Genomic DNA, 26,080 nt, shown 5'->3' with positions numbered 1-26,080 from the left:
GAGTGCGATACCGGGAGTATGGTCCCTTGTATGGCAACGAAGAAGGTAACCGTGACGATTCCCGAGGATCTCCTGGACGAGATCCGCGCGGACGCGGCAGAGCGGGGCCTGTCGGCGTATGTCGCCGAGGCGCTGCGCTTCAAGCGTGACCGGGACCGGCTCCTGGAACTGGTCGACTGGTTGCAGGAAGAGCACGGCCGCATCACCAAGGACGAGCATGGGGCAGCGCTCGTCGAGCTGGACGAACTCGACGCCGAACACGAGCGGCGTAGAACCGCCGGAAAGCACAACGGCGGAGAGGCTGCGTGAAGAAGCGAGCCGGTGAGCACGGACAGCGACCCCTCCGCGTCTTCGTACTGGACTGTGAAGCCCTGTCCCTTGCGGTGCGCGGCGACCGGAAGATGATCGCCTGGCTCGACCTCGCGGCACGCGGGGAGGCCGAAGTGGTGACGTCCCCGATGACACTGGTCGAGGCGTACGACGGCAGAACGACCGAGCAGCGCTGGGACTGGGTACTGTCCCGGCTCCAGGTCGTCGACATCGGGAAGGACGAGGCCCGCGAGGCGCGTCGACTTCTGGCCGGCGCCAAGTTGCACGGCCACAAGTACGCGATCGATGCCGTGCTCGCCGTCATCGCGCGACAGCAGAGGGGACAGGTCACCGTCTTCACCTCGGACGTCGACGACCTGGAGAAGCTGGTCCCGGACACGATCGTCGTCAAGAAAGTGTGATCCGACCCGCGCCTCTCCAGCGCCCGCGAAGCCATCGCGTATTTTGTCCGGACCGCATCGGCAGTCGCCGACGCCAGGCAGCGGACGGCGAATGAGTGGCCGACTCGACTTCCTGGCACTGGTGGCCGGTGGATTGCCTCCGGGTCGCAGGGCTGGCTCTCCAGCACCATCCAGGCAGGAAAGCTCATTGACCGCTTCAGGGCCGGCGGTCGACGAGTCGATCACGGCGAGCAGTTGCGGTCCATGGCGTCCGGGTCGTTCGCCTGTAGGAGTTGCGTCGCCGAATTCATATTTGACAATGCGACCCCCATCGAAAAGAAGACGTTCCGGTGGGGGGACATCGACGAGGGTCCGTGCTTGATGGCGGACATCGCCTGGGAACTCCAGTCCAATGGCCACGCTTCGTTCGAAGCCAAGGGCAGCCATGACGTGTACAACCAGTCGCGCACCTGGGTGCTCGAAAGAGTAGCGCTCCTCAACAAGACCCGGGTTGTCGAGGATTCCGTGGACAACTGGGCATCTCCTGGGCGGCCGTATCTTCTCGATATGCCGTCCCGCAACACCCAGTACTCCCTGCACGGCAGCGGGCTGTTCGATCCGAAGGTCTTCGATCGAGTCGTCGCCATGCAAATGGTCGTGAGATGGACGGCGTAAAGGCCGGCGCTTCTCGTTCTCGTTAATCGGACCGGAAGGTGCCGGGAGCGGCCGGCAGGGCGAGGAGGCGGCGGAGGCGGGGTGTGCCGAGGGCGACCGCCGTGCCGGTCGTCAGCACGAAGCCGCCGAGCAGCAGGAAGTACACCGTCGGCGACAGCACCGTGGTCAGGCGGAAGAGCTGGCCTCCCACCACCACCCCGACCGCGCCGAACAGGCCGTTCACCGCGAGCAGGCGGCTGGTGCTGCCGGGTGGGGCCACCGCGGCGGCCAGGGCAAGGCCTGCGGGGGCCAGTGCGACCTCGCCGCAGGAGTAGAGCAGGTAGACCAGCAGCAGCCACTGCGGGCCGACCGGGCCGTGTTCGGAGAGCCTGGCCGCCATCGCCATCAGGAGGAAGCTGACGCCCGCCGCGATCAGCGCGCCCGCGAACTTGACCGGTACGTCCACCCGCGGTGCCCTGAGCCGGAGCCGGGCGAAGAGCGGGGCGACCAGCAGGACGAAGAGCGGGTGCACGGACTGGAACCAGCTGGCGGGGACCTGGAAGCCCAGCACGTCCCGGTCGGTGTGACGCTCGGCGAAGAGGCTGAGCACCGAACCGCTCTGCGCGAAGATCATCCAGAAGGCGGCCGAGGCTGCCATCAGCACCGTGAAGCCGGCCAGGCGGTGTCGGTGGACCGTGCCCCGTGCGTGGGTCCGGCTCAGTGAGCGCAGGTACCAGAACGGCAGGGTGACCGTGGTGAGGCCGAGGACGGCGAGCACCGCGGGCAGCGGCAGCAGCCCGCAGGCCGCCGGCACCACCACGAGCGCGCCCACCGCCCCCGTGACCCACGCGGCGCGCCGCAGCATCACGGCGGCCTCGGAGCGCCGCACCGGGTGGGGCGGACGCGCGCCCACGTCGCCGAACCGGCGCAGACCGAGGGCGAACTGGGTCAGTCCCGCCGTCATGCCGACGGCGGCCGCCGCGAAGCCCAGGTGCCAGGCGACGCGTTCGGCCAGCAGGCCGGTGACGACGGGGGCGATGAGCGCGCTGACCTGGATGCACATGTAGAAGAGCGAGAAGGCCGCCTCGCGGCGGCCCTTCCCGTCCCCGCCGACCCCCGCGACCATGGCCGCCATGGCCGGTTTGACCAGGCCGGTCCCCGCGACGACCAGCAGCAGACCGACGTAGAGCGAGCCCGTCAGCGGCAGGGCGAGCACCGCGTGGCCGCAGGTGATCAGCGTGCCGCCGAGCAGTACGGCCCGGCGCGCGCCCAGCACACGGTCGGCGATCCATCCTCCGGGCAGCCCGGCCATGAAGCTGAGGGACATGTACGCCGCGAAGATCGCCGTGGCCGTCTGCGGCGCCATGCCCATGCCGCCGCGCGCGGGCGAGGCGGTCAGGTAGAGGACCAGGATCGCCGCCATGCCGAAGAAGCTGAACCGCTCCCACAGGTCGACCGCGAGCAGCGTGCCGAAGCCGGGCCTGCGGTCACCGGCGGGCCTCGGTACGGCGGCAGCGGTGGCGGACGCCGACGAGGAGTCCTGCGGGGTGAGGGAGGTGTCCACCGGAGGTCACCGGGCCGGTTTGAGCGCCACTCCGGCCAGCATCGCGAGCGCCGGGTCGGGGGTCTCGGCGGGTTCCGGGCGCCACAGCGGGGCCCGCACCACGCCGGGCTCCACCAGCTCGAAGTCCTCGAACAGCGCGGCGAGTTCCCGGTTGTCGCGCCAGATCACCCGGCTCACGGCGCCCCGGTACTGCTCGGCCGCCTCCGGTGCCGTCGTCGGGACCTCCTCCGCCCCGGCGTGCGAGATCACCAGGGCGCTGCCGGGGGCCAGTCGCTCGGTGTACTGGCGCACCAGGGCGAGCGGATCGTCGGCGTCCGGGACGAAGTGCAGTACGGCGGCGAGGATCAGCGCGACCGGCCGGTCGAAGTCGATCAGCCGGCGGGTGTCCTCCGCCTCCAGGATCTCCCGGGACTTGTACAGGTCGCCCTGGAAGACGGCCGCCCGGGGTTCGTCGGCGAGCAGGGCCCGGCCGTGCGCGACGGCCACCGGGTCGATGTCGACGTAGACGACCTTGCTGTCGGGGTGGGCGGCGAGGGCGACGTCGTGCACGTTGCCCTCGGCCGGGATGCCGGAGCCGATGTCGAGGAACTGCCGTATGCCGAGCGCGGACAGTTCGCGTACCGCGCGGCGCAGGAAGGCGCGGTTGGCCTTGAGGGTGGCCGGGAGGTCGGGGTTGCCGGCCGCGACCTTGCGGGCGAGTTCCCGGTCCACGGGGAAGTTGTGGGTGCCGCCGATCCAGTGGTCGTAGACCCGGGCGATGCTCGGGGTGTCGATGTCGACCTCCGGCGGGGCCCAGGAGGGGCGTTCGGTGGCCCGGGGTGCCGATCCGGTGTCCTGACGTTCCACGGGTGTCTCCTTCAACGGGTGCGGGGCGGGTTCGGCGGTCACGCCGTGAACACCGGGAGTTCTTCGAGGCCGCGCATCATGAGGCTGCTGCGCCAGCGCAGTTCGCCCTCGTCCACGGCGAGTCGCAGTCCGGGCAGGCGCGTGAACAGACGGCTGAGGACGATCTGTCCCTCCAGCCGGGCGAGCGGGGCGCCCAGGCAGTGGTGGATGCCGTGGCCGAAGGCGACCGAGGCGGTGTGGGCGCGGGTGATGTCGAGGCGGTCCGGGTCGGGGTAGCGACCCGGGTCCCGGCCGGCGGCGCCGAGCGAGATGGTCACGAACTCGCCCTCGGGGATGGTGACCGAGCCGACCTCGACGGGCTCGGTGGTGAACCGCCAGGTGGCGTTGGTGACCGGACCGTCGTAGCGGAGGAACTCCTCGACGGCCGAGGGCCACAGCGACGCGTCCGCGGCGAGCTGCCCCCGCACGTCGGGGTGGGTGAGCAGGGCGAGGGTGCCGTTGCCGATGAGGTTGACCGTGGTCTCGTGGCCGGCCACCAGCAGCAGGAACGCCATGGAGATCAGTTCGTCGGACGAGAGCTGGTCGCCGGCGTCCTGGGCGTGCACCAGGTCGGTGAGCATGTCGTCGGCCGGCCGGGCCCGCTTCGCCTCGATCAGGGCCTTCAGGTACGCGATCATCGACGCGCTGGCTTCGCGCACCTCGTCGGTGCCCGCGCCCGAGACGAGCAGGTTGGACCAGCGGCGGAAGGCGGCCCGGTCGTCCGGGGGCACGCCGAGCAGCCAGCAGATGACCGTGAACGGCACGGGGAAGGCCAGGGCCTCCATGAGGTCCAGCCGCTCGTGGCGGGCCATGGCGTCGAGCAGTTCGTCGGTGAGCTCGGTGACGCGCGGCCGCAGGGACTCGACCCGGCGTGCGGTGAAGGCCCGGCCGACGAGCCGGCGCAGCCGGGTGTGGTCCGGCGGGTCGCTGTCCAGCATGTGCACGCTGAGGACGTGCGGGAACTGGCTGCGCTCCCCCGATTCGGCGAGGAACTGCCGCTGCTTGTCGGGGTCGGTGAAGTTGCGCGGGATGAGGTCCCGGCCGACCCGCATGTCCTTGCTGAGCCGGGGGTCGGCGAGCAGGGCCCGGGCGTGCTCGTATCCGGTGACCAGCCAGGTGCGCAGGCCGTTCGGAGTCGTCACGGGTACGGCGGGCGCGGTCTGTCGCAGGCCGGCCAGCGCCTCGTGCGGGTTCTGGTGGAAGGCGGGGGTGAACAGGTCGGTGGGCGGGCCGGCCGGTGGGGCCGTGTGCGGGGCGTCCGTGCGGGCCATGCTCAGACTCCCTCCGTTTCCTTGACGTCGGCGGCTTCCGTGGCGGGGGCGGCCCCCGTGGCATGGGCGACTTCGGTGGTGTGGGCGGCTTCCGTGGCGAGGGCGGCCCCCGTAGCATCGGCGGCCCCCGCGGCGAGGGCGGCCCCCGTGGCATCGGCGGCCCCCGCGGCGAGGGCGGCCCCCGTAGCATCGGCGGCCCCCGCGGCGAGGGCGGCCCCCGTAGCATCGGCGGCCCCCGCGGCGAGGGCGGCCTCCGTGGCATCGGCGGCCCCCGCGGCGTCGGCGGCCCCCGTAGCATCGGCGACCCCCGAGGCGTGCGCTGCTTCCCTGACGTCGGCGGCTTCCCTGACGTCGGCGACCGGGGTGGCCGCCCGGTCCCCCGCGTAGGCGGCGAGTTCCCGGTAGATCTCGAAGGGCCGGTCCCGGCCGGTGTCGCGCAGCGGCCGCAGCGGGGCGGTCTGGTCCTTGTGGGCGGAGCCGCTCTCCCAGGCCGTGAACGCCTCCCAGTCCGCCCAGCGGCTGACCACGACGTAGGAGCGCGGGTCGCCGAGGGCGTGCAGCAGCTTGTTGCCGAGCAGCCCGGCGGTGCCCGCCATCCGGCGGCTGGCCTCGTGGTAGGCGGGCAGCACCCGGTCCGGGGCGTCGCTCAGGTGGTAGAGCACCACCTCGACGGCGCCGCCGGTCACGCCGCGGCGCCGGACAGGGCGGCGACGACGTGCATGGTCGTCATGGAGCCGCCGCTGCGGTACGGGTGCAGTTTCTGACGGTGCTCCAGATGCCGGTCGCTGGTCTCGAACGCACGGAACAGCGGCTCGTTCACCCAGTCGCTGACGATGTAGTAGACGCCCTCCTCCTCGGCGCTGCGGGAGAGCCACTGGCCGAGGTTGGCGGGGTGGGTGGTGACCGAGTCGCCGACCTCCAGCCACACCTTCTCGAACTCGTCCTCCATGCCGGGCTTGATCTGCATGCGCAGCGTGACCCGGAAGACCTGCTCGGCGGGCCCGGGCACGTCAGATCCCCCCGTCGACGTTGAGGGTCTCGCCGGTGATGTAGGCGGCGGCGTCGGAGAGCAGGAACAGCACCGGTCCGGCGAGTTCCTCGACGGTGCCCAGGCGGGCCAGCGCGGTCTTCTGGGCGTAGGTGGCACGCAGTCCCTCCGCACGCTCGGCGGGCATGGCGGCGAAGGCCTCGGTCTCGATGACGCCGGGGGCGACCACGTTGACGCGGATGCCCTTGGGGCCGAGTTCCTTGGCGAGCGAGCGGGTCAGTCCGATCATGGCGGCCTTGGCGGCGGTGTAGTGGGCGCGCAGCGGTATGCCCGCGGCGGCTCCGCGCGAGCCGATGTTGACGACCGAGGAGCCGGCGCCGAGCAGCGGCAGCGCCTGGTGGATGATCCGGTAAGCCGCGGTGAGGTTGGTGTCGAGGATGCGCGACCACTCGTCGGCCGGCAGTTCCCCGAACGGGATGTGGCTGATCACGCCCGCGTTGTTGACGACGCCGTCGAGGCGTCCGAAGCGGTCCTTGGCCTCGCCCACGAGGCGGTCGACCTCGGCGGTGTCACCGACGTCCGCGCGGATCACGTGGTGGTCGCCGGCGGTCTCCTTCAGCGTTGCGGTCAGGCTGTCGACAGCCTCGCCCTCCTGCCGGTAGCAGGTGAGGACGTCGGCGCCCGCCCGGGCAGCGGCGAGGACGATGCCCCGCCCGATGCCCCGGGTGCCGCCGGTGACGAGCAGTTTCCTGCCGTGCAGTGCGAGTTCCATGGGGATTCCCTTCATGGCTGGGAGCGCTGCTCAGACGCAGCCGTCGACGTGGATGTTCTGGCCGGTGACGTAGCCGGCGTGGTCGCTGACGAGGAACAGCACGGCCTGGGCGATGTCGTCGACGGTGCCGAGCCGGCCGAGCGCGGTGAAGGAGGCGAAGGTGGCGCGCTGCCGCTCGGCCTCCTCGGCGGGCAGTTCGTCGAGCGCCTCGGTGGCGATGCGGCCGGGTGAGACGGTGTTGACGCGGATGCCGCGCGGTCCGAGCTCCCGGGCCAGCGAGCGGGTCATGCCGACCAGTGCGGACTTGACGGCGGTGTAGTGGACACCGCCGGCCATGCCGATGAAGGCGACCGTGGAGCCGATGTTGATCACCGAGGAGCCCGCGGAGAGCAGCGGCAGGGTGCGCCGGGTGACCAGGTGGGTGGCGGTGAGGTTGCCCTGGAGGGTGGCGGCCCACTCGGCGGGGGTGAGGTCGGCGTACGGCTGGGGGCGGAACGACCCGGCGTTGTTGACGACGGCGTCCAGTCCGCCGGGGCTCGCCTCGCACGCGGTGACCAGTCGGTCCACGTCCGTCTCGTCGGCGGCGTCGGCCCGCAGCACCTGGTGCTTGCCGGGGGTGCCGGCGAGTTCCTCCTCCAGGGTGGCGACGGCCTCGCCGGGGGTGCGGTAGCAGGTGACGACGTCGGCCCCGGCACGGGCGGCGGCGAGGACGACGCCCCGGCCGATGCCCCGGGTGCCGCCGGTCACCAGGAGGCGCTTGCCCTGGAGTTGGCGGCCGGACCGGGCCGCGGTCTCCACCTTGGCCTTGATCAGCCGCATCTGGACGGCGGTGTTGCGGTTGAGCCGGGCGGTCATCCCGGCGTCGTCGATCGGGGCGTCGGGCTTCATCGCGAAGTCCTGGATCCAGCGCATCCGTACGCCGCCGGGCACCTCCTCGTACTCCCAGCGGATGTTCATGTACGCGAAGGGGCCGGTCTCGACCCGGCGGGCCACGACGGTGCGGGTGGCCGGGTCGGGGGTGCGCTCGGAGACCCAGCTCCAGACCGTGCCGTTCTCGTCGGGGTACAGGGCGAGGCGGAAGGTGACGGTGTCGCCGTCCCGGCCGAGGATCTCGGCGGAGGCGTACTCGCTGAACAGCCGCGGCCAGGCGGCCACGTCGTTGGTCATCGTCCACACCAGGTCCATCGGTGCCTCGACGACGATCGCGTTGTCGGTGTGTCCTGCCATCAGACGCGGGCCTCCGTGAGCCGGGCGTGGACGTAGGTCAGGGCCTCGCGCGGGGTCTGGGTGTGCGCCAGGTCGCCGTCGGGGATCCGGATGTCGTACTCGCGCTCGATGCGGTTGACGAGTTCCAGCAGGGCCAGGGAGTCGTAGCCGAGGTCGGCGAACGAGGTGTCGGCGAAGTGCTCGCCGTCCAGGTCGGTCTGCTCGTCGACTCCGCCGCTGGCTCGGAGGATGCGGCGTATGTCGTCGAGGGTGAACTCCGCCATGGGGAGCCGCCTTTCGTACGTCGTGGGTGGTGGGCCGGTCACTTGCCGGGGGCGCCGCGGTCGCCCGCGCCGAGGACCAGGGCGGAGGTGAAGCCGCCGTGCCCGCGGGCCAGGACCAGGGCGGTGCGCGGGTCGGTCTGGCGGGGGCGGTCCAGGACGAGGTCGATCTCGCAGCCGGGGGCCGGGCGGCCGAGCCCCGCGGTGTGCGGGACGACTCCGGCGTTCAGGGCGAGCAGCGCGGTCGCGACGTCCAGTGCGGCGCCGCCCGCGTAGAGGCGCCCGGTGAGGGTCTTCGGGGCGGTCACCGGCACCCCGCCGGGCCCGAAGACCTCGGTGATCGCGCCGGCCTCGGCGAGGTCCTCGGCGGGAGTGCCGGAGGCGTCGGCGAACACCATGTCGACGTCGCCCGGGGCGAGCCCGGCGTCGGCGAGGGCCCGCCGCACGACGGACACCAGCACGCGGGGGCGCGCGGTGGTGCCGTCCGCGGTGGGGTCGAAGCCGGCCGCGTAGCCGAGGAGTTCGCCGTACGAGGGGACCCCCCGGGCCTGTGCCGCGTCGGCGCTCTCGACGACGAGGATGGCGCCGCCCTCGCCGGGGACGAAGCCGGAGGCGGCCGCGTCGAAGGGCAGGTAGGCGCGGGCCGGGTCGTCCTCGGTGGACAGCCGGCCGGTGGACAGCTGCGCCACCAGGCCGTACGGGCACAGCGAGGCGTCGGTGCCGCCGCTGAGCACCAGCCGGGAGCCAGTGTCCAGCAGCCGCCGGGACTGGCCGAGGGCGTCGAGACCGCCGGCCTGTTCGCCGCAGATGACCCCGCAGGGGCCGCGCATGCCGTGCCGGATGGAGACCTGGCCGGTGGTGGCCGCGTAGAACCAGGCGATGGACTGGTAGGCGCCGACCCAGGAGGAGCCCTTCTGGTAGAGGTTCTCCATCTCGTGCTGTCCGAACTCGGTGCCGCCCGAGGAGCCGGCGGTGACCACCGCCATCTCGTACTCCGGCAGGGTCGCCGGGTCGGCGGCGGCGTCCGCGAGGGCGTCCTCGGCGGCGGCCAGCGCGAAGTGGGTGAAGCGGTCGGTCTGCGGGACGAGCCGTCCCGGGACCTGTTCGGCGGCGCGGAATCCGGGGACCTCGCCCGCCACCCGGACGGGGTAGCCGGTCGGGTCGAAGCGGGTGATCCGGCCGAGGCCGCTCTTGCCCGAGAGAACCGACTCCCAGTGCCGGGCGGCGCCGATCCCGGTGGGGGCGACGACGCCGAGCCCGGTGACCACGGACCGGCCGCGCCGGCCGGGGCGTATGCCGGAGGCGCTCATGCCGCCTCCCCGTGTGCGAGCCCGGGACGGCCCAGGACCATCGCGGTCTGGAAGCCGCCGAAGCCGCTGCCGACGCTGAGCACCCGGTCCATGCGGTGCTCGCGGGCCGTGACCGGCACGTAGTCGAGGTCGCACTCGGGGTCGGGCGTGGACAGGTTGGCCGTCGGCGGGACGATCTGGTGGCGCAGGGCGAGGGCGCAGGCGGCGATCTCCAGGGAGCCGATGGCGCCGAGCGAGTGCCCGATCATCGACTTGATGGAGCTGACCGGCACCTCGTGGGCCCGCTGCCCGAGACTGCGCTTGAAGGCGGCGGTCTCGTGCCGGTCGTTCTGCTTGGTGCCCGAGCCGTGGGCGTTGATGTAGTCGATGGCACCGGGGTCGAGCCGCGCCCGGTCCAGGGCGACCCGGACGGCCTCGGCCATCTCCCGTCCGTCGGGCTTGAGTCCGGTCATGTGGAAGGCGTTGCTGCGGCCGGCGAAGCCGAGGATCTCGGCGTACACGGTGGCGCCGCGGCGTCTGGCCGACTCCCGCTCCTCGATCACCATGACGGCGGAGCCCTCGCCCAGGACGAAGCCGTCACGCTGCCCGTCGAAGGGCCGGGAGGCGTGCTGGGGGTCGTCGTTGTTGGCGGTGGTGGCCTTGATGGCGTCGAAGCAGGCGGAGGTGATCGGCGACAGCGGGGCGTCGGTGGCACCGGCGAGCACGATGTCGGCCGTGCCCTCCTCGATCAGCTGGACGCCGTGCCCGATGGCGTCAAGACCCGAGGTGCAGCCGGTGGAGATCAGCGCGACCGGCCCCTCGGCACCTGCCTGCCGGGCCACCTCGACGGCGAGGGTGCTGGGCACCATGTAGCCGTACAGGTGGGGGACGCCGTAGCTGTGGTCGACCAGCCAGTCGCGGCCGCCGTCGGAGAGGACGGCGTACTCCTCCTCCAGGCCCATGGTGCAGCCGACGGCGCTGCCGATGCTGACGCCGACGCGTTCGGGGTCGGTGCCGGGCAGGTCGATCCCGCTGTCGGTGACGGCCTCCCGGGCGGCGACGACCGCGAACTGGGCGGCCCGGTCCATCCGTCGGACCTCCTGGGGGGTGAGCCCCGCGGCCATCGGATCGAAGTCGCACTCGGCGGCGACCTGCGAGCGGAACCCCGCCGGGTCGAACAGGCTGATACGGCGGGTGGCGGTGCGTCCGGACGTGAGCAGGTCCCAGTAGGCGTCCCGCCCGATCCCGCCGGGCGCGACGGCTCCCACTCCGGTGATCACCGCGCGCCGGTGTCCGGACGTCATCGGGCCGCTCCCACATCGGGGTTGCCCGCGGACGCGTCCAGCGGCTGTTCGGTGTCGACGTGGCCGAGTTCGGGGCGGGGGGCGAGCGGGGAGAGGTGGAAGACCGCCTCGGCCGGCACGGACCCGGTGTTCACCAGGCGGTGGCGGACCCCGATGGGCACCAGCAGCGAGTCGCCGGGGCCGAGCGCGACCGGGGTGCCGCCGTCCAGCGTCATCTCCAGCCGGCCCTGGACGACGTGCAGGAACTCCTCGGAGTACGGGTGGAGGTGCTCGGTGACGTGGTGGCCGGGGGCCAGCCGCAGCACTCCGCCGAAGCCCGAGGTGCAGCCCACGGTCTTGGGGCTGAGGGTGACGCGGATGTCGCCGCCGCGCTTGGTGTTGGCGGCGACCTCGTTCGCGGCGACCTTGGTGGTGGCGGGGGCGCTCATCGGGCACCGCCCAGGTTCGCCGAGCGCGGGGCGCTGGTCCGCGGGCCGTCCTCGGGTGTCCAGGAGTAGAAGGGGACGGCCATGGCGTCCTTGGGCTCGCGCCAGTCGGGGTCGTACGGCGAGATGAACCGGCCGAGCCGGGTGTTGATCTCCTCGTAGAGCGGGTGGCTGCGCGCCTTGTACAGGTTCGGCGCGATGTCCTGGTCGGCCTCCACCAGGTGGAAGTACAGGTTGTGGAACGCGAACAGCGTCCGCCTCGACACCCCCACCAGATGCGGCAGTTCGGTGCTGTCCGAATCGGCGAAGACCTGCGCGACGCCCTCGGCGTCGGCGAGGTCCATCCTCGCCACGATCAGCGTTCGGTGCACGATGTCCTCCCGGCTTGTCGGTGCTGTGTTCACCCTGGTCGGCGAGGGTCGAGACGCTCTCGAAGGCGCCTGGAGAACCGCTGACGGACCCGGTGCGGTGTGCGGGGAGACAGCACGACGGCCCGCCGCACCTGGGGTGCGGCGGGCCGTGAGGGACTTGCTACCGGCGGATGTCGGCCTTCATCAGGGTGACGCCGCTGCCGCCGGCGACACCGGCGCCGACCATCCGGCCGTTCGGTACGTCGCCCGCGGGCGCGCCCCGGGACAGCAGGATCAGGGCCTGCCGGATGAGCCGGGGCACGGAGTACAGCAGCTCGGCGTCCGGGGTCAGGTGCTCCTGTACGAGGTGGACGTCGACGAGGTATTCGAGGAGTGTCTCGGCGTCTCCGGCGCCGGGGGGCAGTCGGGTCACCACCTCGTCCAGGCTCCAGCGGCGCTCCCGCTGGAGCAGCAGACGCAGCAACTCACTTGAACGGGCGGGCAGATGCCGGTGACTCGCGGCCACCGTGGTCATCAGGGACTGGGTGCCGTCGGGGAGTTCGAGCAGCATCCGGGGGTTGCCGCGCAGCCGCAGCGCCAGCCGGGCCGCCGACCAGCCGGGCCGCGCGGTGAGGCGGCCGGCCACCGCCCTGATCGCCAGGGGCAGTCCCTCGCACAGCCCCGTCAGCTCCTGCACCGCCGTGGGGTCCTCCTGCCGGGAGCGCTCCCCGGCGACCCGGTCGTAGAGCTGGAGGGACTCGTCCGGGGACAGGGCGGGGAGCACGATCTTGCGGCCGGTGGACAGGCTGTGCGCCCGGTAGCGGTTGGTGGCGATCACCGCGCAGCCCGAGCCGCCCGGCAGGACGGCACGGATCTGGGAGGCGGTGAGCGCGTCGTCGATCACGACGAGCACCCTGCGGTCGGCGGTCCAGGTACGGAAGAGCCTGCTGAGCTCGTCGAGCCCGCTGGGCTGTTTCTCGCGCTGGATGCCGCAGGCGGTGAGGCAGGCCGAGAGCACGTCGGCGAGCTGCTGGGAGCCTTCGCCCACGGCGGACAGGTCGATGAACAGCTGCCCGTCCGGGAAGCGCGGGCGCAGCCGGTGTGCGGCACGCACGGCGAAGGCGCTCTTTCCGACACCGGGCGGGCCGTGCACCTCCACCACCCGCATGCCGGTGCTGGGCCGGTCCGCGCCGAGGAAGGTCTCCAGCTGGTCCATCTCGCGTTCGCGTCCGACGAAGTCGCCCACGTCCGCGGGGAGTTGGGCCGGGCCCGGTACGAGGCGGCGCCCGGCGGGCGCGGTCTCGCCCTTCGCGGGGGCCGGCCCCCTGAGGTGGCCGCGGTCGGCGAGCACCTCCTGGTGGAGCCGCTGGAGCTGCGCGGAGGGCTCCAGTCCGAGTTCCTCGACGAGATGGCCGCGCAGGGTGCGGAAGGTGTTGAGGGCGTCGGGGCGGCGGCCGCAGCGGTGCAGGGCCCTCATCAGCTGCCCGGCGAAGGCCTCGTGGGTGGGGTGGGCGCGGAAGGCCTCGGACAGCTCGTCCAGGACGGCGTGGTGGCGGCCGAGTTCGAGCTCCAAGGAGAAACGTTGCTCCTGGACGCTCTTACGGCGTTCCTCCAGCTGGGTCGACCAGGCCGACAGCCGGCGTCCGGTACTGATGTCGACGAGGGCTCCGCCGTGCCACAGGGAAAGTGCCCTCTTGAGGGTGGAGGCCGCCTCCTCCTCCCCCGCGCCGGTGCGCAGTTGGGCCATGCCCCGCTCGGTGAGCTGGTCGAACCGGTAGGCGTCCACCGACTGCTTGTCGTCGAGTCGCAGTTCGTAGCCGCCCACCCTGGTCAGGATCGCCGGGCAGCCGTGCGGCGGACGGGAGCCGAAAGCCGCACCGTGCTGCCCGGTGGCCAGCAGCAGTCTGCGACGCAGTTGATAAATGTAGGTTTGCAAGGTGGTCAGCGCGCTGAGCGGTGGGTGGTCCTCCCACAGTTCCTCGCACAGCTGGTCCACGCTGACCAGCGCATTGGCATTGAGCACCAGCAGGGCGAGCACCTGACGCAGCTTGGGGGCCGACGGTGTGACGTCCTCCCCGTTCCTGCGTATTCGCATCGAGCCCAGCAGACCGATCTCTATCACTGCATTCCCCCTGAGTGAGCCGCCTCTGTGGGGTGGCGGCCATCGGTTATTCACCTTTCTGCGTCACTCATTTTTGGGCGAAACATCAAACGCTCGGAAGGCCTGAAAAATTGCCTGCCCTTTACTCGGGAAATTGCGCTTCGCCAAAAAGAAGTTGAAACCATCAATATCCCTGCGCGCACCGGCGACCGGAATGGAAACCGATTACCGCATTCCCGGTCTTCGCCTTCTCGCATCCTATGCTTCGCACACATGGATGACAAGGAGCACATTTCTGCGCGGAGGGGTGGTGCGGCGGCGGGCACCCTCACGTGCGCAGTTCGACCCCGTAGTCGGCGAGCCACGTGTTCAGCTGGAGCACCATCTCCATGCTCGCCCGTTCCACCCACGCGAAGGCGCCGCTGGGGGCCGCCGTCGCGCCCAGCGCCACCCGGGTCGCCTCGGCGTCCAGCAGCGGGGCGACCGGCGCCGCCGGGTCCGCGGCCACGTCCCCGAAGCGGTGGCGTACGAACTCGCCGTACGCCGCCTCCTGGACGGTCGGGTAGGCGCTCTTGGGCCGGTTGAGCACCCGCTCCGGCAGCAGATCGGCGACCGCGGCCCGCAGCAGGCTCTTCTCCTGGCCGTTCACCCGCTTCAGCTCGGCCGGCACGTTGTAGACGTACTCCACCAGCGCCCGGTCACAGAACGGCGGGCGCAGCTGCACGCCGTGCGCCATGCTCATCCGGTCGGCGCGGTCCAGATGGGTCGGGGCCCACCGGGTCAGCGCCAGATAGGTGACCTCACGCGCCCTGCGTTCGGCCGGGCTCTCCCCGGCCACCTGCGGGACCTCGGTGAGCGCGTCGCGGTAGTGCTGGTCGGCGTACTCCATGAAGTCCAGCTCCTTGCGGAGCGTGCGGTCCACCAGCGAGCAGCCGAGACCGCCGGCGGCCGCGTCGTGCCCGCGCTCGAAGGAGACCCACGGGAAGGTGGTGGAGTTGCTGTGGGCCAGGTCGTACGCCCAGAAGTAGCCGTTGAACACCTCGTCCGCGGTCTCCCCGGAGAGCACCGCGGTGATCCCCGCGCCGCGCAGCGCCTCGAAGAACAGCAGCAGCGAGACGTCCATGTCGCCGAGCGGCGAGGGCGCGTCCTGGCTGCGCAGCGCTGCGGCGTGCGTCTCCGGATCGGCGAGGGCCGCCGTGTCCAGCAGGATCTCGGTGTGCTCGGTTCCGATGTGTTCGGCCGCGAGGGCCGCGTAGGGGGCGTCCGGAGTGGCGCGCATGGTCGGGTGCGGCTCGAAGTTCTCCGCGTAGCCGGAGAAGTTCACCGAGAACGACCGCAGGACGCCCCCCTCCGCACGCCTGCGGCGGGCCGCGAGCGCGGTCAGCGCGCTGGAGTCGATCCCCCCGGACAGCATCGCGCCGACCGGCACGTCCGCGCGCAGATGCGTGGCGACCGCCTCCTCCAGCAGCCGGCGCACCGTGGCCACGGTGGTGTCGAGACCGTCGGTGTGCGGGCGGGCGGGCAGCGACCAGTAGCGACGGTGCCCGGTGCCCGGCGCCCGCACGGTCATCGTGTGACCGGGCAGCACCTCGCGCGTGCCCCGGAACACCCCGGTGCCCGGCTTGCGGCTGTGCGCGAACAACTCCCGCAGCCCGTCGGCGTCGACCACCGGCCGCACCGCCGGATGCGCCAGCAGCGCCTTGGGCTCGGAGCCGAAGACCACACCGGACGGTGTCAGGAAGTAGCACAGCGGCTTCACCCCCAGCCGGTCGCGGACCAGCAGCAGTTCCTGCCGCCGCACGTCCCACACGGCCAGGGCGAACAGGCCCTCCAGCCGCTCCGGGAACGCGGCACCCCACTCCAGGTAGGCGTGCAGCGCCACCTCCGCTTCGTCGTCACCGGTGAACCGGTGCCCCTTCGCGGCCAGTTCACGGCGCAGCTCCACCTGGTTGGTGACGCTGCCGTCCAGGGTCAGTACGGCCACCGGGCGGCCGGCCTCCGTCTCCACGAGGGCCGGCCCGCCCGTGCGTCCGGAGCCGGTCAGGGCGAGGTGCCGGTGGGCCAGCGCGGCATGGCCCTCGATCCACTCGCCGGAGCCGTCCGGGCCGCGGTGCGCGAGAGCCGCCGCCATCGCCCGTACGGTGGGCGCCTGCGCTGTCAGGTCCCGCTCGAAGTCCACCCAGCCGGCGATTCCGCTCATCGTGGCGTCCTTTCGCTCTCTGCGTCTGATGGGGATGCGCTGTTCTCCGCCGGGGCGTGGGTGAGGAGGGTGACCTCCACCAGGGAGAGCCCGTGCCGGGCGACCGCCTCCCGGAACTCGCCGAGTCCGGGCGCCCCTTCGCCGAGCACCGCGATTCCGAGCCGCCGCGGGGCTTCCTCCCCGTAGCGGTGGTACAGCTCCTGATAGCCGCGCGCGCCGCGCTCCGCGTCGTCGACCAGCGCGAACCGCACCGGCCGCCGCTGCCCGCGCCAGGTCAGCTCGCCCGGCGCGCCGCCCGCGAAGTTGTGCCGCCAGCCGCTGCCGGTCGCCACCACCAGCGCGCCACCGAGGGTGTGCACCCCGGCGGGCACGGTGTACGGCCGTCCGCTGCGCCGTCCCGTGAAGTGCAGCAGCGCGAGCCGCTCGGCCACCGGGCCGGGCCCGGGGCGGGACAGCAGCTCCCGCATCCGGGCATCGGCCGCCGCCCGCTCCGGCCCCTGAGGCAGATGACGTACGACGACGGGGCTCATGACAGCACCACCGCGGCGGCGGTCAGCGCGCAGCCCGCGATCGCGAGGCAGGTACGCACCAGGTGCCAGCCGCGCCAGGCCGGGCGGGGGTCCCGCCAGCCGGGTCCGAGGTCCTCGGGCCGGGTCCGCTTGACCGTCCGGTTGATCGGCACGTTGCGGGTCTGCGACACCACGGCCACCCCCGCCATGCACAGCGCGGCGGCCGCGAACAGCACCCGGGGGCCGCCCGACGCCCGGATCGCGAACCCCACGTCCACGGCGGTGGAGCCGGTGACGATGAAGGGCATGATCCGGTCGTAGCGTCTGCCCAGCAGGATGTGCGTGGACACGTACCGTTCCGGGGACATCGCGACCAGCGCGGGCATCACGCTCACCGCGACCGCGAAGAGCACCCCCGCCACCAGGCCGGTGCCTGTCAGCACCAGCACACTCAAAGCCTCCACCACCGCTTCCGCCCTCCTTCGAGCCTTGCGCAGCCCTACGGGGCCTTGCGCCGTCCTTCCGGCCTTGCGCCGCCCTTCGGGCCCGTCCTTCGGGCCTCGCGCCGTCCTTCCGGCCTCGGCAGTCCTTCCGGGCTCGCCCGAACCTGTCAGCCGCCCCTCGCACGACACTCGAATCCGCCTGGGAGGGCACCGCCGCGCACCGGTTGCGCTCGCCCGCGCCGCGAGCCCGGTTCGAGGCGCCCGGTGTTGCATCGGCCCGCCGGACCGAACGCGATCCACACCCTTGGAGGAGCCGGTATGGCGGACGAGACGACCGAAGTACTCATCGTGGGCGGCAGCATGGTGGGGCTCGCCCAGGCCCTGTTCCTGGCCCGGCAGGGCATACGGACGTTGCTGGTGGAGCGGCACGCGGAGATCTCGGCGCACCCCCGGGCCCAGGCCGCGAGCCCGCGGACCATGGAACTGCTGCGCGCGCTGGGCCTGGAGGACGCGGTACGGGCACGGGAGAACCCGCACGCCCAGTACGGCGACATCCTCCAGGCCGAGTCCCTCACCGGGGCCGAACTCGGGCGCTTCGACGGGCCGTTCCGCTTCGACCGGCACGAGGTCGGCACCACCGGCTGGACCCTGATCGGGCAGGACCGTCTGGAGCCCGTGCTGCGGGAGCGGGCCGAGGAGCTCGGCGCGGACATCCGGTTCGCCACCGAGATGACGGGGTTCACCCAGGACGCGGACGGCGTCACGGCGGTGCTGCGCGGCGCGGGCGGCGGTGCTGAACGGACCGTGCGCGCACGGTACTTGGTCGCCGCCGACGGCTCACGGGCGCCGATCCGTACCTCGCTCGGCATCGGCCATCACGGGCCGGGGGTGTTCGGCCGGCAGATGAACATCGTCTTCCACGCGGACCTCGACCCGTACGTGGCGGGGCGCACCTTCTTCCTCTGCTTCGTCAGCAACCCGGTCGTCAAGGGTGTGCTCGGCAAGCTCGGCGGCGCGGACTCCGACCGCTGGGTGCTCGCGCCGAGCCTGCCGCCCGGGTCCGACCACCGCGTCTTCGACACCGAGGACTGCGTGGAGCTGGTACGGGCCGCGGTGGGTGTGTCCGGTCTGCCGGTCACCGTGGAGTCCGCGACGAGCTGGGAGATCGCCGCCTGGGTCGCGGACCGTTTCCGCTCCGGACGGGTGCTGCTGGCGGGCGACTGCGCGCACGTCATGCCGCCCACCGGGGGCTTCGGCGGCAACATGGGCATCCAGGACGCGCACAACCTGGCGTGGAAGCTCGCGCGGGTGCTGCGGGGTCAGGCGGGGCCGGGGCTGCTGGACACCTACGAGCAGGAGCGGGCACCGGTCGCCGAGTTCACCGTCGACCAGGGCGTCATCCGCTACCTCCAGCGCAGCGGCCTCGACGAGGAGGCGGCGGCTCGGCACCGGCCCGAGACCACGGTGCTGTTCGGGCATGTGTACCGGTCGGAGGCGGTTCTGCGGGAGGCCGGGGACGACGACGGGGCCGTCGTCGAGGACCCGACGGCCCCCACGGGGCGCCCCGGCACCCGTGCTCCGCACCTTGCCCTGGTCCGTGAGGGCAAGGACGTCGCCCTGCACGATCTCCTCGACGGCGACTTCTGGCTCCTCGCCGGCCCCGGCGGCACGGCCTGGCAGGGGCCTGCGGCCGCGCTCGGTCTGTCCTTCCACCGGGTGGGTGCGGAGGAGTCCGCCGAGGTCGTCGAGCGTTTCCTCAGCCGCTACGGCGTGCGGGAGGCCGGTGCGGTGCTGGTCCGGCCGGACGGGTTCATCGCGTGGCGTTCCGGTGGGGCGGTAGGGGAGCCGGCCGGGTCGCTGAGGGCGGTGCTGGGCGCGGTGCTGCGGCGTACGTGAGCCTACGGGGGGTGCCGTGGTGGGCCGTCGGGCGGCTGCGGCACCGTCGTGGCTGGTCGCGCAGTTCCCCGCGCCCCTATCGGTGCGCTGCGCGCTCTCTTCGGTGCCCCAGTGGGCCGTCGGGCGGCTGCGGCACCATCGTGGCTGGTCGCGCAGTTCCCCGCGCCCCTATCGGTGCGCTGCGCGTCCCATGAAGCGGCCGCGGTGCTCCTTGGCGGGGCGTCGCGGCCGTCCGATGCGCGCGAAGCGCGTTCCAAAGGGGCGCGGGGAACTGCGCGACCAGCCACCGCCGGCCCGCAGCCACCCCGCGCTCACATCCCGCCTAGGCCCGGTGCAGAATGCCCCGCAGTGCGGCGGTAGCCGCCTGGTCGATCGGTCCGCTGCGGCCGGCAGTCGTGCGCCACCCCACGAAACCGTCGGGGCGTACCAGGACCGCGCCGCCGGCCAGCAGCCCGTAGCGTCGGCGGAAGGATCCGTCCTGGTCCCACAGCCGCGTCCCCCGCCCGATCCGCACGACCTTCAGGCCGACCCCCAGCCGCGCGGCCTCCCGCTCCACCGCCCCGGTCCACCGGCCCGCCGCCTCGTCCACGAGCAGGGTGAACCCGTCGCCGTACAGGTCGGTGACCGGCACCGGGCCCTCGGGCCCGTCGAGCCGGATGTGCGGGGCCCGCGCTCCGGGCCGGGCGCCGGGGTGTTCGGGGTCCTCGAGGATCGCGTCGGGCGCCCCCTCCTCCGCGGCGAAGGCCCCGGACCGGTAGCAGTACCCGAACGTCATGGTCGTCTCGTCGACCAGCTCCGCGGCGACCTCCTGGTACTGCTTGCCCTCCCGCACCGCGAACCGCAGCATCGCCTGCCGTACGGTCTCCTCGGCCACCGGCCGCCGCTCGGCGTCGTAACTCTCCAGCAGCCCCGGGCCCGCCGTGCCGGACAGCACCAGTGCCACCTTCCAGGCCAGGTTGTACGCGTCCTGGATGCCGGTGCTGGCACCGAACGCCCCGGTCGGCGGCATCACGTGGGCGGCGTCCCCGGCGACGAACACCCGGCGCGTCGCGAACGTGTCCGCCACGCGCGCGGAGATGTCCCACGCGGGCATGTCCACCGACTCGATCTTCAACGGCAGGTCGGGCACCCCGACCGCGGCGCGCACCAGGGCGGTGCACCGTTCCTCGGTGAAGTCCTCGGCGCGCTGGCCCTGTTCGGGGAAGAAGGAGACGTTGATGACCCAGCGGCGGTCGTTGTCGATGGGGATGATCGTGCCGCGCACCTCGGCGTTGTTGACGTACGCCGCGATGATCCGGCGGCCGCGCAGCGCCTCGGTCAGGTCGGCCTCGAAGAAGAAGCTGACGAGATTGGTGATGGTGCCGCGGCCGTGCGCCCCGATGCCCAGCATCTCGCGCAGCGGGCTGCGGCTGCCGTCGGCCGCGATCACGTACTGCGCGTGGATCCGTGAACTCTCCCCGGTGGACAGGTCGGTGACGTGGGCCAGCACGCCGCCCCCCTCCTCCCCGTCTTCCTCGTACTCCTCCAGCGCGTCGACCCGGGTGGAGAAGCGGACGTCCGCCCCGGCCTCCACGGCCCGCTCCCGCAGGATCGGCTCCAGCTGGTTCTGGTCGATCAGCGTCCACTGGGTGGGGCTGATCCGGCCGATGTCCTCCGGTGAGGCACTGGGCATCCGGACGCGTTCCTTGCCGGCGAGGCTCTCGACGTGCACCAGGTCGGTGTTGCCGGAGATGGGGGAACGCCCGGCCCGGACCCGCTCCTCCATGCCGACCGCCCGGTACAGCTCCATCGTCCGCGGGTTGATGGCCCGGGCCTTGGGGTGGGTGGAGGTGTCCGGGTGGCGTTCGACGAGGGTGGCGGTGACGCCGTGGTGGGCGAGGAAGACGGCCGCGGACAGTCCGGTCAGTCCGCCCCCGACGATGAGAACGGGGGTCCGGTGCGACGTCATGCTGCCTCCTTGTGGGCGGTGACCAGGGTGTGGGTGCCGAGCAGGGGCTGTGCGTCGCCGTCGGTGAAGCCGGCCCCCCGCAGCCAGGCCCGGCAGTCCGCGATCCGGTACTCGGAGCCGTCGGGGCTGACCAGCCGCATGTGCAGGCTGCTGAGCAGCCGCTCCGGGTCGCTGCGGTCGTCGTCGATCATGCGGTCGTAGACGAGGACCGTGCCGCCGGGCCGCACCGCCTCGAAGACCCGGCCGAGCAGCTCGCGCCGCCGGGCGGTGTCGAACCCGTGCAGGATGTGGCCGAGGACGACGACGTCGGCCGGCGGGATCGGGTCGGTGAAGAAGTCGCCGCCGGCGAAGGCGACCCGGCCGGTCAGGCCCAGTGCCTGGATGTGCTCGGTGAACAGGGGACGGGTCCGCTCCAGGTCGAAGCAGGTCGCCTTCAGGTGCGGGTGCTCCCGTACCAGGACGGCCGCGAGGTTACCGCGGGCGCCGCCGAGGTCGACGAAGGAGCCGTGGCGGTCCCAGTCGAGGCGCCGGGCGAGTTCGGCGCCCATCCGGTCGCTGTACGCGTCGAGTCCCGCCAGGAAGCGCTTCATCTTGGCGGGGTCCTTGTGCCGGTCCCCGACGAAGCCGCCCTTGTCCGGGTCGAGGTGCTGCGGTTCGCCGGAGCGCATCGCCTCGGTGAGCCGGCCCCAGGTGCCGTACAGGGTCTCGTTGGTGAGCTCGACGAAGCCGCCGAGGTACGAGGAGGAGCCGGGCACCAGATAGGCCTGTGCCAGCGGGGAGTTGCGGTATCCGCTCTCGGTGCGCTCCAGCAGACCGAGCCCGGTCAGCGCGTCCAGGAAGTCCGGGACCATCCGGTGGTGCGTCCCGGTGCGCCGGGCCAGTTCGGCGGCGTCGGCGGGGCTTTCGGCCAGCGCGCCGAACACGCCGAGGGTGACGGCGCTGTGCAGCACCTTGGCGGCGCAGTCGGCGATGGTCAGCCGGATCAGCGGTCCGGGGTCGACCGCCGGAGCCGTCTGCGGGTCTTCGGTCGTTGTCACACGAGCCTCCTGGTCTGCCTCTGCCGGTTCGTCGGCCTGCGTCCTGCGTCCTACGGCTGTGCAGTGCCGACGATGGTCGCGAGCCGTCGATTCGGGCTCGAAGGGCGCTGAAGGGCGGCCCGGGCGCGGCGGGCCGACGCAAGGGAGCCGCCGTCCCGTGCGGGGCGGCGGCTCTCGACCGGTGGGTGCGGACGCTCAGTTCTCCTCGGCGGCCATCTCGTGATCCTGGTGCGCCTCGCCCTGGTGCTCACCGCGCAAGGGGAGGTTCTTCATCGTCAGCGCGGCCAGCAGCCCCAGCACGAGGACGGGTACGGCGGTGAGGAACACGGGGGTGAGCGCGGCGGCGTACGCCTGTTCCACGGCGTTGCGCACGGGCTGGGTGAGCCGGTCCAGTGTCTCGGTCGAGCTCAGCGCGTCGTGGTCGATGCCGCGCAGGGCGCCCGGGGAAGTCCGGTCGGCGATCTCCTCGGTGAGCCGGTTGTAGAAGATCGAGGCGAACAGGGAGATGCCCACGGTGCTGCCCAGCTGCCGGGCGAAGGACACGGTGGCGTGGACGGCGCCGATGTCGTCGCGGGGCGCGGTGTTCTGCGCGGCCATGGTGAGGACCTGCATGTTCAGTCCGGCGGCGACGCCGAAGACCAGCATGTAGGCGATGACCACGGCACGGGGGGTCGCGGTGTCCATGGTGGCCAGGAGCAGCACGCCCACGATGCCGACGGCCATGCTGAGCACGGGGTACCACTTGTAGCGCCCCGTCTTGGTGATCACCGCGCCGCTGACGACGGAGGAGGCGACCAGGCCGAACATCATGGGCAGCAGCACCACTCCGGACATGGTGGGGCTCGCGCCCGTGACCACCTGGATGTAGATCGCCAGGAAGTTGACCGAGCCGAGGAAGACGATGCCGGCCGCGACGCTCACCAGCACGCTGACGCTGAAGGTGGAGTCGCGGAAGAGGTGCAGCGGGATGACGGGTTCGGGGGCCCGGCGCTCGGCGGCGACGAACGCCACGGCGAGCAGCACCGCTCCCGCGGCGAGCCCGAGGATCCGCCAGTCCAGCCACTCGTACTTCACCCCGCCCCAGCTGGCGGCCAGGGTGAGGGCGACGATGGCGGAGCTGAGCAGGACGAAGCCGGTGTAGTCGATCCGCGCGGCGCGGTCGGCCCGGGGCAGGTGCAGGCAGGTGGAGACCAGCACCAGGATCACGATGCCGACGGGCAGGTTGATCAGGAAGACCCAGTGCCAGCTCAGCAGGTCGGTGAGAGCACCGCCGACCGCGGGCCCGGCGAGCGCCGCGAGGGCGAAGACGATGCCGAAGAGGTTGAAGTACTTGGCTGCCTCACGGGGGTTGAAGAGCTCCCCGATGATGGCGAGCACGGAGACGAAGAGGCCGCCGGCGCCGATGCCCTGCACGGTGCGGAACCAGATGAGCTGGTCCATGGACTGGGCGGCGCCGCTCAGCGCGGAGCCGATCAGGAACACCGTGACGGAGATCAGGAAGATCTTCTTGCGGCCGAAGAGATCGCCGAGCTTGCCGTAGACGGGTGTGGTGACGCCGGCGGCGATGATGTACGCGGTCGTCACCCAGGCGAAGACGTCGAGACCGCCGAGGTCCCCGACGATGCGGGGCAGCGCCGTGGCCACGATCTGCGAGTCCAGCATGGCCAGGAAGACGGCCAGCAGGCAGGCGGTGATGACGGGTTTGATCCGGGTCTGGGCAGGGGCGGCGACGGGCGTGAGCGGGCCGTCTGCCCCTGTGGTCCGGGAGGGCACGGTGATTCGCCTTTCGGGCTGGAGTGGGTGCCATCCCCGTCCCGCGGGCCGTGGCCGGCCGGCGTCGCTGCGGTGTGGGATCCGTCAGGGGATTGCTGTGGATTGCGCCGTACGGCACGAGGGTTCTCGTGCCGTACGGCGAGTGGCCGGTCCCGAACGGGGGAAGTCGTGACCGGCCACGTGGTCGGAGGCGGTGGGTCGCCTGCCCCGTGTCAGGGGACGAGGACGACCTTGCCGAGCTGGGCCCGGGCCTCCATGAGTTCGTGGGCCTTGACGGCCTCGTCGAGACCGAGCCGCTCGTGGACGATCGGGCGCACCTTGCCGGTGGCGATCATGTCGAGCAGGTCGCGCTGTCCCGCGGCGATGGCCTCGGGCTTGTTGTAGAGCATGGCGTAGAGGGCGAATCCGGCCACGGTCTTCATCCGGCTGAGCATCAGCGGGTGGATGGGCTGGATGTCGCCGCTGGCCGAGCCGTAGAAGACCAGCCGGCCGAACTGGGCGGTGAGGGCGATGGACTTGGTGAGGATGTCGCCGCCGACGGTCTCCAGGACGACGTCCACGCCCCGGCCGTCGGTCGCGGCCCGGACCTGGTCGTCCCAGTCGTCGTCGGTGTAGTTGACGGTGACGTCGGCACCGAGGTCGCGGACGAAGTCCAGCTTGGCCTGCGTACTGGCGGTGGCGATGACCTTGCCGGCGCCCATCGCCTTGGCGATCTGCACGGCGAGGTGGCCGACGCCCCCGGAGGCGGCGTCGATCAGGATCGACTCCCCCGCTCTGAGCTGGCCGGCTTCCTTGATGGCGTGGTACGCCGTCTGGGCCGGGCTGGGCAGCAGGGTGGCCTCGGCCGCGTCCATGGTGTCCGGGATGGTGATGGCCCAGGCGGCGTCGGCGGTCACGTAGTCGGCGTAGGCGCTGTGGTCGACGTCGACCACGACACGGTCCCCGACGCTCACGGTGGTGACGCCTTCGCCGAGGGCCTCGACGACGCCGGCGACATCGCCGCCGGGGGCGCCGGGCAGCGTGGCGTGGCCGCCGATCGGGATGCCCTGGCGGCGCTGGACCTCGGCGAACGTGACGCCGACGGCCTCGGAGCGGATCAGCACTTCGCCCGGTCCGGGCTGCGGCTTCTCCGCCTCTTCGACACGCAGCACCGAGGGGGCGCCGTGCTCGTAGTGGCGGACGATTCGCATGGTTTTCTCCCAACTAGGAGGTTTTGTCGAGCCGCGGAGGTCGTCGCGCGGCTCCGCCCAGGGATCCGGGTTACATGGTGTGGAACAATTACATGCGCTCATGCATGCACTTGTCAACCGCACATCACTGATTCGATGCACGGCCTGAGGGTGCGTCAGGGAACGAGCACCACACGGCCGAGCTGGGAGCGCGACTCCATCAGCTCGTGCGCGGCCGCGGCGTCCTTGAGCGGCAGCTCGGCGTGGACGACGGGGCGGACCGTGCCGGAGGTCACCATGTCCAGCAGCTCGCGGGCGCCCCGGGCCATGACGTCCGGCTTGGCGCGCATCACGCCCCACATGCTGAAGCCCATGACGATGCGGTTGTCGAAGATGTCGGCGACGTCGATGGCGGGCAGCTCGCCTCCGGCCGCGCCGTACACCACCGTCCGGCCGAACTGGGCGGTGAGGTTGACGGACTTGGTGAGGATGTCCCCGCCGACGGTCTCCAGGGCCACGTCCACGCCCTGGCCGCCGGTCGCGGCCCGCACCTTCTCGTCCCAGCCGTCCTCGCCGTAGTCGACGGTGACGTCGGCACCGAGCGAGGCGGCGAAGGACAGCTTCTCCGCCCCGCGGGCGGCGGCGATGACCGGGCCCGCGCCGAGCGCCTTGGCCATCTGGACCAGCAGATGGCCGATGCCGCCCGCGGCGGCGGTGATCAGCACGCTCTCACCGGGCTGGAGTTTCGCCGCCGTGACGATCACGTGGTAGGCGGTCTGGCCCGGGATGGGCAGCGAGGTGGCCTGGCCCGCGTCGATCCCCTCGGGGACGGCGAACAGCCAGTCGGCCTGGGTGACGACGTACTCGGCGTACCCGTCGGCGGCGACGCCGGTGACCACCCGGTCACCGACCTTCACCTGGTCGACGCCCTCGCCGAGCTGCTCCACGACACCCGCGACGTCACCACCGGGCGAGCCGGGAAGCGTGGCGGGACCGCCGACCGGGAAGCCCTGACGGCGCTGGCACTCGGCGAAGTTGACGCCGACCGCCTCGGAGCGGATCAGCACCTGGCCGGGGCCGGGGGTGGGCTTCTCGCCCTCTTCGAGCCGCAGCACCGAGGGGGCGCCGAACTCGTGGTGTCGGACGATACGCATGGACGTACTCCTTCTTTCTCGTTCGTTCGTGGGCGTGGGGGGGGCGGGGGGGGCCCCCCCCCCCCCCCCCGGGGGGGGGGGGGGGGGGGGGGGGGCGCGCCCGGCGCGGCCCCGCCGGGTTGACGCACAAACGCCCCCAGCCCCCGGGCGA

The 26,080-nt window shown here is 72.3% G+C and carries 24 protein-coding genes and 2 pseudogenes; 4 read left to right on the top strand and 22 right to left on the bottom strand.

Annotation, left to right across the window (positions count from 1 at the left end; all coding sequences use genetic code 11):
- Positions 1-30 precede the first annotated feature (30 nt).
- The 3 genes from ACFCXS_RS24860 (at position 31) to ACFCXS_RS24850 (ending at position 1,385) form a co-directional block, all read left to right on the top strand.
- Entirely contained in the window at positions 31-309 is a 279-nt protein-coding gene (locus tag ACFCXS_RS24860) for a CopG family transcriptional regulator (RefSeq protein ID WP_376645530.1), read from the top strand.
- Positions 306-731, top strand: coding sequence for a PIN domain-containing protein (locus ACFCXS_RS24855; RefSeq protein ID WP_376645529.1), 426 nt, complete (start codon positions 306-308; stop codon positions 729-731). Before ACFCXS_RS24860 ends, ACFCXS_RS24855 begins: the two co-directional genes overlap by 4 nt.
- Before the next feature lie 360 nt (positions 732-1,091).
- Positions 1,092-1,385, top strand: a complete 294-nt coding sequence (locus ACFCXS_RS24850; protein ID WP_376645528.1) for a hypothetical protein — start codon at positions 1,092-1,094, stop codon at positions 1,383-1,385.
- Between the two features lie 22 nt (positions 1,386-1,407).
- On the opposite strand, the gene ACFCXS_RS24845 is transcribed toward ACFCXS_RS24850, so the two are convergent.
- The 17 genes and pseudogenes from ACFCXS_RS24845 to ACFCXS_RS24765 all read right to left on the bottom strand — a co-directional run bounded on the left by ACFCXS_RS24845 (position 1,408) and on the right by ACFCXS_RS24765 (position 16,976).
- Positions 1,408-2,928, bottom strand: coding sequence for a peptide MFS transporter (locus ACFCXS_RS24845; protein ID WP_376645527.1), 1,521 nt, complete (start codon positions 2,926-2,928; stop codon positions 1,408-1,410).
- A 6-nt stretch (positions 2,929-2,934) separates the two neighbouring features.
- Positions 2,935-3,774, bottom strand: a complete 840-nt coding sequence (locus ACFCXS_RS24840) for an SAM-dependent methyltransferase (RefSeq protein WP_376645526.1) — start codon at positions 3,772-3,774, stop codon at positions 2,935-2,937.
- A 38-nt stretch (positions 3,775-3,812) separates the two neighbouring features.
- On the bottom strand, positions 3,813-5,084 hold the full coding sequence (locus ACFCXS_RS24835) for a cytochrome P450 (RefSeq protein ID WP_376645525.1): 1,272 nt from the start codon (positions 5,082-5,084) through the stop codon (positions 3,813-3,815).
- A 2-nt stretch (positions 5,085-5,086) separates the two neighbouring features.
- On the bottom strand, positions 5,087-5,770 hold the full coding sequence (locus tag ACFCXS_RS24830; protein ID WP_376645524.1) for an antibiotic biosynthesis monooxygenase family protein: 684 nt from the start codon (positions 5,768-5,770) through the stop codon (positions 5,087-5,089).
- Entirely contained in the window at positions 5,767-6,093 is a 327-nt protein-coding gene (locus ACFCXS_RS24825; protein ID WP_376645523.1) for an antibiotic biosynthesis monooxygenase family protein, read from the bottom strand. The genes ACFCXS_RS24830 and ACFCXS_RS24825 overlap by 4 nt, the downstream gene beginning before the upstream one ends.
- A 1-nt stretch (position 6,094) precedes the next feature.
- On the bottom strand, positions 6,095-6,844 hold the full coding sequence (locus ACFCXS_RS24820; protein ID WP_376645522.1) for an SDR family NAD(P)-dependent oxidoreductase: 750 nt from the start codon (positions 6,842-6,844) through the stop codon (positions 6,095-6,097).
- Positions 6,845-6,874: 30 nt separating this feature from the next.
- Positions 6,875-7,588: pseudogene (locus ACFCXS_RS24815) on the bottom strand (SDR family NAD(P)-dependent oxidoreductase); the annotation flags it as partial.
- Positions 7,589-7,615: 27 nt separating this feature from the next.
- Positions 7,616-8,071, bottom strand: a pseudogene (locus tag ACFCXS_RS24810) (SRPBCC family protein); the annotation flags it as partial.
- Positions 8,071-8,334 (bottom strand): acyl carrier protein, encoded by a 264-nt coding sequence (locus tag ACFCXS_RS24805; RefSeq protein WP_376645521.1) that lies wholly within the window; start codon positions 8,332-8,334, stop codon positions 8,071-8,073. The gene ACFCXS_RS24805 and the pseudogene ACFCXS_RS24810, both read right to left, overlap by 1 nt.
- A 38-nt stretch (positions 8,335-8,372) precedes the next feature.
- On the bottom strand, positions 8,373-9,641 hold the full coding sequence (locus ACFCXS_RS24800) for a ketosynthase chain-length factor (protein ID WP_376645520.1): 1,269 nt from the start codon (positions 9,639-9,641) through the stop codon (positions 8,373-8,375).
- Positions 9,638-10,924: a beta-ketoacyl-[acyl-carrier-protein] synthase family protein gene (locus tag ACFCXS_RS24795; protein WP_376645519.1), complete on the bottom strand. Its 1,287-nt coding sequence runs from the start codon at positions 10,922-10,924 to the stop codon at positions 9,638-9,640. Before ACFCXS_RS24795 ends, ACFCXS_RS24800 begins: the two co-directional genes overlap by 4 nt.
- Entirely contained in the window at positions 10,921-11,352 is a 432-nt protein-coding gene (locus tag ACFCXS_RS24790; protein ID WP_376645518.1) for a cupin domain-containing protein, read from the bottom strand. The genes ACFCXS_RS24795 and ACFCXS_RS24790 overlap by 4 nt, the downstream gene beginning before the upstream one ends.
- Positions 11,349-11,720, bottom strand: a complete 372-nt coding sequence (locus ACFCXS_RS24785) for a TcmI family type II polyketide cyclase (RefSeq protein ID WP_376645517.1) — start codon at positions 11,718-11,720, stop codon at positions 11,349-11,351. Before ACFCXS_RS24785 ends, ACFCXS_RS24790 begins: the two co-directional genes overlap by 4 nt.
- A 160-nt stretch (positions 11,721-11,880) precedes the next feature.
- Complete coding sequence (locus tag ACFCXS_RS24780) at positions 11,881-13,821, bottom strand: BTAD domain-containing putative transcriptional regulator (protein ID WP_376645516.1); 1,941 nt, start codon at positions 13,819-13,821, stop codon at positions 11,881-11,883.
- A 307-nt stretch (positions 13,822-14,128) separates the two neighbouring features.
- Complete coding sequence (gene asnB, locus ACFCXS_RS24775; protein WP_376645515.1) at positions 14,129-16,000, bottom strand: asparagine synthase (glutamine-hydrolyzing); 1,872 nt, start codon at positions 15,998-16,000, stop codon at positions 14,129-14,131.
- A complete protein-coding gene (locus ACFCXS_RS24770; protein WP_376645514.1) occupies positions 15,997-16,530 on the bottom strand; it encodes a hypothetical protein in 534 nt (177 codons plus the stop codon). Before ACFCXS_RS24770 ends, asnB begins: the two co-directional genes overlap by 4 nt.
- Entirely contained in the window at positions 16,527-16,976 is a 450-nt protein-coding gene (locus ACFCXS_RS24765; protein WP_376645513.1) for a DUF1772 domain-containing protein, read from the bottom strand. Before ACFCXS_RS24765 ends, ACFCXS_RS24770 begins: the two co-directional genes overlap by 4 nt.
- 294 nt (positions 16,977-17,270) lie before the next feature.
- On the opposite strand from ACFCXS_RS24765, the gene ACFCXS_RS24760 reads away from it, so the two are divergent.
- Complete coding sequence (locus ACFCXS_RS24760) at positions 17,271-18,848, top strand: FAD-dependent monooxygenase (RefSeq protein ID WP_376645512.1); 1,578 nt, start codon at positions 17,271-17,273, stop codon at positions 18,846-18,848.
- Between the two features lie 322 nt (positions 18,849-19,170).
- Here ACFCXS_RS24760 and ACFCXS_RS24755 read toward each other — a convergent pair whose 3' ends face one another.
- The 5 genes from ACFCXS_RS24755 to ACFCXS_RS24735 form a co-directional block, all read right to left on the bottom strand.
- Positions 19,171-20,796, bottom strand: coding sequence for an FAD-dependent oxidoreductase (locus ACFCXS_RS24755; RefSeq protein ID WP_376645511.1), 1,626 nt, complete (start codon positions 20,794-20,796; stop codon positions 19,171-19,173).
- Positions 20,793-21,833, bottom strand: a complete 1,041-nt coding sequence (locus ACFCXS_RS24750) for a methyltransferase (protein ID WP_376645510.1) — start codon at positions 21,831-21,833, stop codon at positions 20,793-20,795. Before ACFCXS_RS24750 ends, ACFCXS_RS24755 begins: the two co-directional genes overlap by 4 nt.
- A gap of 195 nt (positions 21,834-22,028) precedes the next feature.
- Positions 22,029-23,606, bottom strand: a complete 1,578-nt coding sequence (locus ACFCXS_RS24745; RefSeq protein ID WP_376645509.1) for an MDR family MFS transporter — start codon at positions 23,604-23,606, stop codon at positions 22,029-22,031.
- A gap of 212 nt (positions 23,607-23,818) precedes the next feature.
- Positions 23,819-24,796 carry a zinc-binding alcohol dehydrogenase family protein gene (locus ACFCXS_RS24740; protein WP_376645508.1) on the bottom strand — a complete coding sequence of 326 codons (978 nt, stop codon included), beginning with the start codon at positions 24,794-24,796 and terminating at the stop codon, positions 23,819-23,821.
- A 155-nt stretch (positions 24,797-24,951) separates the two neighbouring features.
- The gene (locus ACFCXS_RS24735; RefSeq protein WP_376645507.1) at positions 24,952-25,929 is read right to left on the bottom strand and encodes a zinc-binding alcohol dehydrogenase family protein; all 978 of its coding nucleotides are present in this window, start codon (positions 25,927-25,929) and stop codon (positions 24,952-24,954) included.
- Positions 25,930-26,080: the final 151 nt, after the last annotated feature.

The sequence above is a fragment of the Streptomyces sp. NPDC056373 genome (genome assembly GCF_042262425.1).
Taxonomy (GTDB): domain Bacteria; phylum Actinomycetota; class Actinomycetes; order Streptomycetales; family Streptomycetaceae; genus Streptomyces.
Note: the sequence above shows the minus strand (reverse complement) of the source record. Positions and strands in the feature narration are given on the sequence as shown.

Excerpts from the sequence above, each read along its gene's own strand:
- ACFCXS_RS24860 (WP_376645530.1), top strand. The coding sequence starts at position 31 with ATGGCAACGAAGAAGGTAACCGTGACGATTCCCGAGGATCTCCTGGAC.
- ACFCXS_RS24850 (WP_376645528.1), top strand. The coding sequence starts at position 1,092 with ATGGCGGACATCGCCTGGGAACTCCAGTCCAATGGCCACGCTTCGTTC.
- ACFCXS_RS24835 (WP_376645525.1), bottom strand. The coding sequence starts at position 5,084 with ATGGCCCGCACGGACGCCCCGCACACGGCCCCACCGGCCGGCCCGCCC.
- ACFCXS_RS24820 (WP_376645522.1), bottom strand. The coding sequence starts at position 6,844 with ATGGAACTCGCACTGCACGGCAGGAAACTGCTCGTCACCGGCGGCACC.
- ACFCXS_RS24805 (WP_376645521.1), bottom strand. The coding sequence starts at position 8,334 with ATGGCGGAGTTCACCCTCGACGACATACGCCGCATCCTCCGAGCCAGC.
- ACFCXS_RS24800 (WP_376645520.1), bottom strand. The coding sequence starts at position 9,641 with ATGAGCGCCTCCGGCATACGCCCCGGCCGGCGCGGCCGGTCCGTGGTC.
- ACFCXS_RS24795 (WP_376645519.1), bottom strand. The coding sequence starts at position 10,924 with ATGACGTCCGGACACCGGCGCGCGGTGATCACCGGAGTGGGAGCCGTC.
- ACFCXS_RS24790 (WP_376645518.1), bottom strand. The coding sequence starts at position 11,352 with ATGAGCGCCCCCGCCACCACCAAGGTCGCCGCGAACGAGGTCGCCGCC.
- asnB (WP_376645515.1), bottom strand. The coding sequence starts at position 16,000 with ATGAGCGGAATCGCCGGCTGGGTGGACTTCGAGCGGGACCTGACAGCG.
- ACFCXS_RS24770 (WP_376645514.1), bottom strand. The coding sequence starts at position 16,530 with ATGAGCCCCGTCGTCGTACGTCATCTGCCTCAGGGGCCGGAGCGGGCG.
- ACFCXS_RS24760 (WP_376645512.1), top strand. The coding sequence starts at position 17,271 with ATGGCGGACGAGACGACCGAAGTACTCATCGTGGGCGGCAGCATGGTG.
- ACFCXS_RS24755 (WP_376645511.1), bottom strand. The coding sequence starts at position 20,796 with ATGACGTCGCACCGGACCCCCGTTCTCATCGTCGGGGGCGGACTGACC.
- ACFCXS_RS24740 (WP_376645508.1), bottom strand. The coding sequence starts at position 24,796 with ATGCGAATCGTCCGCCACTACGAGCACGGCGCCCCCTCGGTGCTGCGT.
- ACFCXS_RS24735 (WP_376645507.1), bottom strand. The coding sequence starts at position 25,929 with ATGCGTATCGTCCGACACCACGAGTTCGGCGCCCCCTCGGTGCTGCGG.